Annotated in this window: 8 protein-coding genes; 2 read left to right on the top strand and 6 right to left on the bottom strand. The window is 75.3% G+C overall.

What is annotated here, in order from left to right:
- Window positions 1–228 precede the first annotated feature (228 nt).
- Window positions 229–1,146, top strand: coding sequence for a methylenetetrahydrofolate reductase [NAD(P)H] (metF, locus tag C1I95_RS30115; RefSeq protein ID WP_111218978.1), 918 nt, complete (start codon window positions 229–231; stop codon window positions 1,144–1,146).
- Window positions 1,147–1,191: 45 nt separating this feature from the next.
- The gene (locus C1I95_RS30110; RefSeq protein ID WP_111218976.1) at window positions 1,192–1,881 is read left to right on the top strand and encodes a CDP-alcohol phosphatidyltransferase family protein; all 690 of its coding nucleotides are present in this window, start codon (window positions 1,192–1,194) and stop codon (window positions 1,879–1,881) included.
- Between the two features lie 218 nt (window positions 1,882–2,099).
- Here the strand turns inward: C1I95_RS30110 and C1I95_RS30105 are convergent, their stop codons facing one another.
- The 6 genes from C1I95_RS30105 to C1I95_RS30080 are packed head-to-tail and all read right to left on the bottom strand — an operon-like array spanning window position 2,100 to window position 7,275.
- On the bottom strand, window positions 2,100–3,587 hold the full coding sequence (locus C1I95_RS30105) for a phytoene desaturase family protein (protein WP_111218974.1): 1,488 nt from the start codon (window positions 3,585–3,587) through the stop codon (window positions 2,100–2,102).
- A gap of 18 nt (window positions 3,588–3,605) precedes the next feature.
- On the bottom strand, window positions 3,606–4,538 hold the full coding sequence (locus tag C1I95_RS30100; protein ID WP_111218972.1) for a glycosyltransferase family 2 protein: 933 nt from the start codon (window positions 4,536–4,538) through the stop codon (window positions 3,606–3,608).
- Window positions 4,539–4,560: 22 nt separating this feature from the next.
- Window positions 4,561–5,484, bottom strand: coding sequence for a carotenoid biosynthesis protein (locus tag C1I95_RS30095; RefSeq protein ID WP_111218970.1), 924 nt, complete (start codon window positions 5,482–5,484; stop codon window positions 4,561–4,563).
- The gene (locus C1I95_RS30090) at window positions 5,481–6,053 is read right to left on the bottom strand and encodes a GNAT family N-acetyltransferase (protein WP_111218968.1); all 573 of its coding nucleotides are present in this window, start codon (window positions 6,051–6,053) and stop codon (window positions 5,481–5,483) included. The genes C1I95_RS30095 and C1I95_RS30090 overlap by 4 nt, the downstream gene beginning before the upstream one ends.
- Window positions 6,050–6,790: a monooxygenase gene (locus tag C1I95_RS30085; RefSeq protein WP_111218966.1), complete on the bottom strand. Its 741-nt coding sequence runs from the start codon at window positions 6,788–6,790 to the stop codon at window positions 6,050–6,052. Before C1I95_RS30085 ends, C1I95_RS30090 begins: the two co-directional genes overlap by 4 nt.
- Entirely contained in the window at window positions 6,787–7,275 is a 489-nt protein-coding gene (locus tag C1I95_RS30080) for a YbaK/EbsC family protein (protein WP_111218964.1), read from the bottom strand. Before C1I95_RS30080 ends, C1I95_RS30085 begins: the two co-directional genes overlap by 4 nt.
- Between the last annotated feature and the right edge of the window lie 468 nt (window positions 7,276–7,743).

Genomic DNA, 7,743 nt, shown 5'->3' with positions numbered 1-7,743 from the left:
GGGGCATCAGTCCTCCGGGGGTCGGCGCGGTGGTGGCGTGCCCCGGGACGGGACCTGTCTGCCACCGATCGGATGTTGACCCCCGCGCGGCCCCCGGTGCGGTCACGGCCGCACCCGCGCTGGGCACAGAACTACCCCACGGGTACGACGATTTCCCCGTGGGCGACGCGGCGTCCCCACCCCTGGGAAGCCGGTGGGGTACGCGGCGCGGCCCGCTAGAGTCGGTGCGTGGCGCTCGGTCTTCCCTCGGTCCTCCCCAATCCGCAACCGGCCATCGGGGAGTTGGTCCGCGACTGCCAGCCGACCTTCTCCTTCGAGTTCATGCCGCCCAAGACGGAGCAGGGGGAACAACAGCTCTGGCAGGCCATCCGCGAACTGGAGTCGTTGCGCCCCTCGTTCGTCTCGATCACCTACGGTGCCGGCGGGTCGACCCGGGACACCACGGTCGCGGTCACCGAGCGGGTCGCCACCGAGACCACCCTGCTGCCGATGGCCCACCTGACCGCGGTCAACCACTCCGTCGCCGAGCTGCGGCACGTGATCGGCCGGCTGGCCGGCGCCGGGGTGCGCAACGTGCTGGCGGTGCGGGGCGACCCACCCGGTGACCCCACCGGCGAGTGGGTACCGCACCCCGCAGGCGTGCACTACGCCGAGGACCTGGTCCGCCTGGTGCGCCGGTCCGGCGACTTCAGCGTCGGCGTCGCCGCCTTCCCGTACCGGCACCCGCGCTCACCGGACGTCGCCACCGACACCGAGCACTTCGTCCGCAAGTGCCGGGCCGGCGCGGACTTCGCGATCACCCAGATGTTCTTCGACGCCGACGAGTACCTCCGCCTGCGGGACCGGGTGGTCGCCGCCGGCTGCGACACCCCGATCCTGGCCGGGGTGATGCCGGTGACCCGGATCGGCACGATCGAGCGGTCGGTGCAGCTCACCGGGGCGCCGTTCCCGCCGGCGCTGGCGGCGCGGTTCGAGCAGGTCGCCGACGACCCCGACGCGGTCCGCCGGCTCGGCATCGAGCAGACCAGCGAGATGTGCCGGCGACTGCTCGACGAGGGGGTCCCCGGCATCCACTTCATCACCTTCAACCGGTCCACCGCGACCCGGGAGATCTGGCAGAACCTGCGGGTGGGCGCTGCTACGTGAGGCCCGGCGCCCGCGACACCTCAGCGCCGCCGTGACGGTTGAACCGTGGTGGGCAGACAGCTGAACTGGAACGAGTACGCCACGGCGTGGGCCCGGCTGCACGGGGGGTTCGATCCTCGGGCCGCCACCCCGGTGGTACGCGGCTGGCTGCGGTTCTCCTACCACCTCGGGTTCCTGTTGGGCCGGCTGCGGGTCGGCCCGACCGCGGTGACGGTGGTCGGGGTTCTGCTCTGCCTCTGCGTACCGCTGCTCGCGGTCCGGCCGGGTGACGGGCCGTTCCTCGGCGCCCTGTTCGTGCTGCTCGCCTCGGTGGCCGACAGCGTCGACGGGGCGGTGGCGGTGGCCACCGGCCGTACGACCCGGCTCGGTTACGTCTACGACTCGCTGGCCGACCGGATCGGCGAGGCCGCCTGGCTGGTGGCGTTCTGGCTGGTGGGCGCGCCCGGTGCGCTGGTGGCCGCAGGTGGCGCGCTGTCCTGGCTGCACGAGTACGTACGGGCCCGTGCGGTCGCCGCGGGGATGCGGGAGATCGGCGCGGTGACCGTGGGGGAGCGGCCCACCCGGGTCTGCGTGGCCATCGGTGGACTGCTGCTGGCCGGCCTGACCGGGCTGATCGAGCTGGATCTGGCCGCCGGCACCATCACCATGGCGACCGCGGTCTGGGTGCTGCTGGCCGCCTTCGGGCTGGGGCAGCTGCTCGCCGCTGTCCGCCGGGCGTTGATCAACGCCGACTGACCGCACGGGCGCCGATCAGCGCCGGCTGAACCGCACGAGCGCCGACCGGGCCGCACGGGTGCCGGTCGACGCCGGCTGAACCGCACGGGCGCCGATCAACGCCGGCCGGGCCGCCCTCGGCGTGCCGGGCCGTCCGCCGGCTGCGCTGATCCGCGTTGCGCTGTTAAGAAGGGGCCCTTCCTCTACCGCAGGCGTTAATAAGGGGCCCTTCCTTACACCTACCAGGCCGGGCCGATCTCGTCGGCGACGATCTGCGCGGAGAGGGCCACCATCGGCAGCCCGCCGCCCGGATGGCTGGAACCGCCGACCAGCCACAGGCCGTGGGCGGGGCCCCGGTTGGCCGGGCGGAGCAGGCCGCCGGCCGTGCCGTAGATCGCCCCGCCCGGTGTACCGGTCGCGCTGGCCAGGTCGGCGGGACTGCGGACGTCGCGGAACACCAGCCGGTCGCGGACGTCCACGCCCCGTTCGGCCAGCACGTCGAGGATCCGATCGGCGTACGCCTGGGCCAGCCCCGGCCGGCGCCAGTCGACCGCCCCCGCAGCGGTGCCCTGGCGAGCGGCGTTGACCAGCACGAACCATGCCTCGTGCCCGGTCGGGCGGGTCGCCGGGTCGTCGGCGACGGTGACGAAGACCGTCGGGTCGGCCGCCGGCCGGGCCCGTACTCCCCGCCCGGGGTCGCCGAAGACCGCATCGAACTCGGCGTCGTAGTCGCGCGGGAAAAAGACGTTGTGATGGGCCAGTCCGGTGCCCCCGCGTACGCCGAGCAGCAGCACGAAACCGGCCAGGCTGCGGTCGGTGAGCGCGGCCAGCCGGCGTGGGTCGGGCAGCAGGTCCCGGTAGACGGTGAGCGCGTCCACGTTGGCCACCACCACGTCGGCGGGTACCGGGGCGGTCTGGCCGGCGACGCGCACCCCGTGCACCCGGCCGCCGACGGCGTCGATCCGGGTCACCGCGGCGCCGGTGCGCACCACCACCCCGAGGTCCAGGCAGCGGGACAGCAGCGCGTCGGCGAGGGTGCCCAGCCCGCCGCGCAGGTACCAGCCGCCGAAGGCCAGCTCGGCGTAGGAGACGGCGACCAGGGCGGCCGGCGCGCGGCGCGGGTCGGCGCCGGTGTAGGTGGCGTACCGGTCCAGCAGCATCCGCAGTCGAGGGTCGGACAGCTGGGCCCGGCCCAACCCGCGCAGGCTCTGCCCGGGTCGGATCGCGGCCAGGTCGCCCAGCCGCCAGGCCAGCCGGGCCAGGTCGCGGGGGGAGTCGACGCGGCGGCGCAGGATGTCGTGTTCGGAGGCCCGCCAGACCCGGGCGGCGCGCCGCCACAGCCGCTGCCAGTCGGCGGCGGCCCGGTCGCCGAGGGCCGCGCCGATCCGGGCGGTGAACTCCACCGGGTCGGCGCAGGAGTCGAGCACCGGGCCGCCGCCGGGGAAGACGTGCCGCACGATCGGGTCCAGCGGCACCAGGTCGAGGTACTCGTCGAGTTTCGCCCCGGTCGCCTCGAACAGCTCGTGGAAGACCTCGGGCAGGGTGAGCAGGCTGGGGCCGGTGTCGAAGTGGAACGAGCCCACCGGGGTGTCGCGGGTGTGCCGTCCGAGCTTGCCGCCGACCGTGTCGGCCCGTTCGAGGACGGTCACCTGGTGCCCGGTGACGGCCAGCCGGGCCGCGGCGGCCAGCCCACCCACCCCGGCGCCGACGACCACGATCCGCGCCATGCCGTGTCCTCCCAGGCCCTAGCCGACCGGACGGCCGCGCCAGGTCAGGCGTCGCCGCTTGCGCAGATGGTACGACCGCAGGGTCACCACCAGGGCGGCGGAGATCGGGTGCCCGAACGAGGCCCAGAGCGACTTGGTGTAGCCGTCGCGCAGCTGCGGCCAGGTCTCGTACATCCGGCAGGAGGCCAGCCGGGAGCCGTCGACCAGGGTGATCCGGCCGGCTGAGCGCTTCACCGCCCGGGCCAGCTCGATGTCCTCCAGCACCCGGTCGGCGACCGCCGCGTGCCCTCCGGCCCGCAGGTAGCCGGCCCGGTCCACGACCAGGAACTGCCCGCCGGCCGCGGCCAGCGACGGCCGCGGTGAGCGTTCCATCGCGCGCAGCGGCAGGAAGGTCAGCCACAGCCACTGCAACAGCGGCTGCACCAGCCGGTCGGCCGCCGTCCGCACCACGATCCGGGGGTACGGCGACAGCAGCGCCGCCCCGGCGGCCCGCAGCTCGGTCACCGCCGCCGCCACGGCGTACGGGCCGAGCAGCACGTCGGCGTCCACGAAGACCAGCACAGTGGCCGACGGGTCGGCGCGGGTGGCCAACTGCCAACAGGCGTGCGGCTTGCCCAGCCAGCCCGGTGGCGGGTCGACGCCGGTGAGCAGGGTGACCCGCGGATCGCCGGCCGCCACCGCGCGGACCACGTCGGCGGTGCCGTCGCCGGAGCCGTCGTCGAGCACCACGACGCGCAGCCCGGGCACGCCCCGCTGGGCGAGCAGGGCCCGCAGGCACGGGGTGACCCGGGCGGCCTCGTCGCGTAACGGCAGCAGCACCGCCACCCGTTCGGTGATCGTCACCGGGTCGCCGGCCGGCCGGCGCAGCCACCGGCCGGCGTTGACCATCGTGTGCGCGGCCAGCGCGGCGAGCACGCCCAGCGCGATCAGCGCGACCAGCGACGGGCTCATGCCGGCGCTCCGCTGGGCCCGGTCATGCGGCGACGTCGGCCGGCGCGCGTGGCGTACCGGTGGCACTGTGGCGGGTCTGCCGGGACCGCAGCAGCGTCACCGCCAGCGGCACCGCGACCACCCCCATGCCGGTCGCACCCCACAGCGCCGAGGCGGGCAGGTCGAGGAAGACCGCGTGGGCCAGCACGCTGGAGCCGTACGTCCACAGGTAGAGCGCGTACATCGGGTGGTCGCGGGCATCGGTGACCGCCACGGCGGGCCCGGCGAGCGGGCGCAGCGCGGCCATCACCAGCACCGCGAACAGCAGCCAGCCCAGGTAGTTGCTGACCGGGATGTCGGGCAGGCCGGGCAGCGCCGGGGTGGCCTGCCGCCACACCCAGTGGCCCTCGGCCACCATCTGCGGGTCGAGGAAGAGGTCCCAGGCGGCCAGCCCGACCGTGGCCAGCGCGATCCGCCCCGGCCACCGCCACCACGCCGCCGTACCGGCTGGTGGCCGGGCGGCCGACCCGCCGCCCAGCAGCCCGTTGTGGTCGGTGCCCGGCGTGCGGATCGACGGCCCGGTGGTGAGTCGGGTCGCCACCAGCCAGGCCGGCCAGGCCATCCACGTCCAGGCCAGCGGGATGACCAGCGGCACCCCGGCCAGCTTCGGGCCGAGCTGGCCGGAGTAGTCGTAGCTGCCGAACGGGAAGCCGGTGGCCACCCCGAGCGCCTCGATGGCGAACCCGCCGCCAGTGACCACCGCGACCAGCGTCACCGCCGTACGCGGCCCCCGGCTGGCCAGCGCGTGACCCACCGAGAGCAGGTAGCCGAGCAGCACGGTGGCCACGGTCAGCCGGGCCCGGGTCGACCCGCCGGTCAGCGGGTAGCAGATCTGGGCCAGCACCAGCAGGGCCAGCAGTGCCCACGGGTAGCCGCGGGCCAGCCGGGCCGGTGCGCCGCCGGTCATGACCCGGCGGGCGGCGGCGGTGACCCCGGTGCCGGCAGGGGCAGGTCCCGGCCGAGCACCCCGAACGGGCGTTCGTCGCCGGGGAAGCGGAAATCGCGCAGGATGTCGACGAAGCCGAACCGGCGGTACAACCGCCAGGCGCGGGAGGTGTGCTCGTCGGCCTCCGGCGTGGACAGCAGCGTGGTCGTGCCCTCGGCCATGGTGAGCAGGGCACGCAGTTGCCCGGCACCCAGGCCGTGCCCCTGGGCCGGTGGCCGTACGTGCAGCTCGACCACCTCGAAGCAGTCGGTCAGCCAGCGCTGCCGGGTGGCCGGGTCCAGCGCCCGCCAGACCTGGTCGTGCCACCACTGGCCGGGCCCGCCGACGTAGCCGTAGCCGAAGCCGGCCAGGTGGCCCTCGGTGGTCAGGCTGGCGACGGCGCGGAAGCCGGGCCGGCGGACGTGGGTGGCGATGTAGCCGCGACGGGCCTCCAGCAGGTCGGCGCGGTAGCCCATGGCCTCGCCGTAGACGGCCACCACGTCGTCCAGCCGCCGGAGGAGATCGTCCGGTGTCCACCGCACCAACCTCATGCCCGCCCACCCTTCGCCGGATCGCCGTCGGCGACCCACCCCAGTACCGTCCGGTCACCGATCACGTCACGCACCTCGAACCGTGCGAAGAGTTCCTCCGCGTACCACCGCTCGGTCGGGGTCCGGGTGATCGCGGCCCGGTGCTCCGGGTGACGGTACGCGAACGCCACCAGGTCCGCCGGGTCTCGCCACACGCTCACCGTGCCCTGCCAGCCCAGCGGTGCCTCGCCGACGCCGAAGCGGGCCAGCAGGCCGGGCGCGGCGTGCAGGGCGGCGGCGACCGGTGGGACCGCCCGCCAGAAGGTGAGTGCCCGGGCCGGGCGTAGCCGGGCCCGGGTCAGGGCCAGCACCGGGCCGGTGGCCGGGCCGCCCGCGGGATCGCCGAACGGCCGGCGTCGGGACCACTCACCGCGGCTGGTCAGCGGTCGCAGGTCGAGCCGGACGCCGGTCCGGGCGAGGCCGGACCAGGCCCGCCCCACCGATGAGTCGGCGAACCGGGTGGCCGCGGCGGGGGAGTCCCACACGGTCAGCGCGGCCCAGCGGGTCGGGTCGGCGTCGCCCGGCCCGAAGCCGGCGCCGGTCCCGGTGCCGAGCAGCTTGCCGAACCGTACGCCGGGCAGGGCGCGCAGCCGGTGTGGGTCGAGTGCCATCCGGGCCAGCGCCCGGGGCAGGGCGGTCCGGGGGATCCGCCACACGTGCAGGGTGACCAGCTCCGGGACGGTGTCTCGCTTGCTCACGCCACGTCGGTCGGGGTCCCGCCGGTGACCCGCAGCAGTTCGGCGTACGTGGTGGGGAAGACCGCCTGCGGCACGCCACCGGCGGCCCAGATCTCGTCGTACTTGTCCAGGGCGGTGTCCACCAGCGTGCGCAGCGGCTGCGGGTGACCCACCGGGGCGACCCCACCGATCACCTGGCCGGTGTGCTCCTTGACGAACTGCGGGGTGGCCCGGCGCAGCCGGGTGACGGCGAGCCGGGCGGCCAGGCCGGCGGTGTCCACCCGGTGCGCGCCGGAGGTGAGCACCAGCAACGGCGCCCCGTCGGCGTCGAAGACGAGCGAGTTGGCGATGGCGCCGACGTCGACACCGAGCGCTTCGGCGGCGGCCGCGGCGGTGTGTACCGCGTCGGGCAGCAGGCGGACCTTGGCGGGCGTGCCGGAGCCGTTCCGGGCGTCCGCGCCGTCGAGCGCGTCCTGCACCGCCCGTACGTTCGGGTGTGACTGCATGCCGCCATTCTTCCCGGTACGCGGGCGACCGGCGCACCCGGCCACGTCGCGCCCGGCGAAAGGGCGGTGTCCGGTCTCCCGCGCGAGGTACCGGCGCGCCACACGTTGCATTTTCGTCGGAGGGAGGGTGTACTGTCAGCAGCAGTTAGAACGAGTGTTCGATTGTCTCGAACGTTCGTTCCAACCCCTCGGGGCGGGTGTTTCGCGGCACCGGCTCCCGGGAGGTGCGGTACCGCGGACCGCACCGGGGCTCCGGGCAGTCGCGAGTCCGGACCCGCCAAGGCAGGATCGTCGCCCGCCGCCCACGACCCCCGGGCGGCGGGCGACGGACCCGCCGGTACGCCGGCCGGGTGTGGTGTGGGGAAGCTCCGCACCCGGCCGGCCGCCCCACCTGGTGCGTCTTCCTCCGCACCGCCTGCCGCGGGCCTTCCGCGCCGACGGGGCCACCTCCGTCGCGCGGCCCGCCCG

This window comes from Micromonospora craterilacus (genome assembly GCF_003236315.1).
Taxonomy (GTDB): Bacteria; Actinomycetota; Actinomycetes; order Mycobacteriales; family Micromonosporaceae; genus Micromonospora; species Micromonospora craterilacus.
Note: the sequence above shows the minus strand (reverse complement) of the source record. Positions and strands in the feature narration are given on the sequence as shown.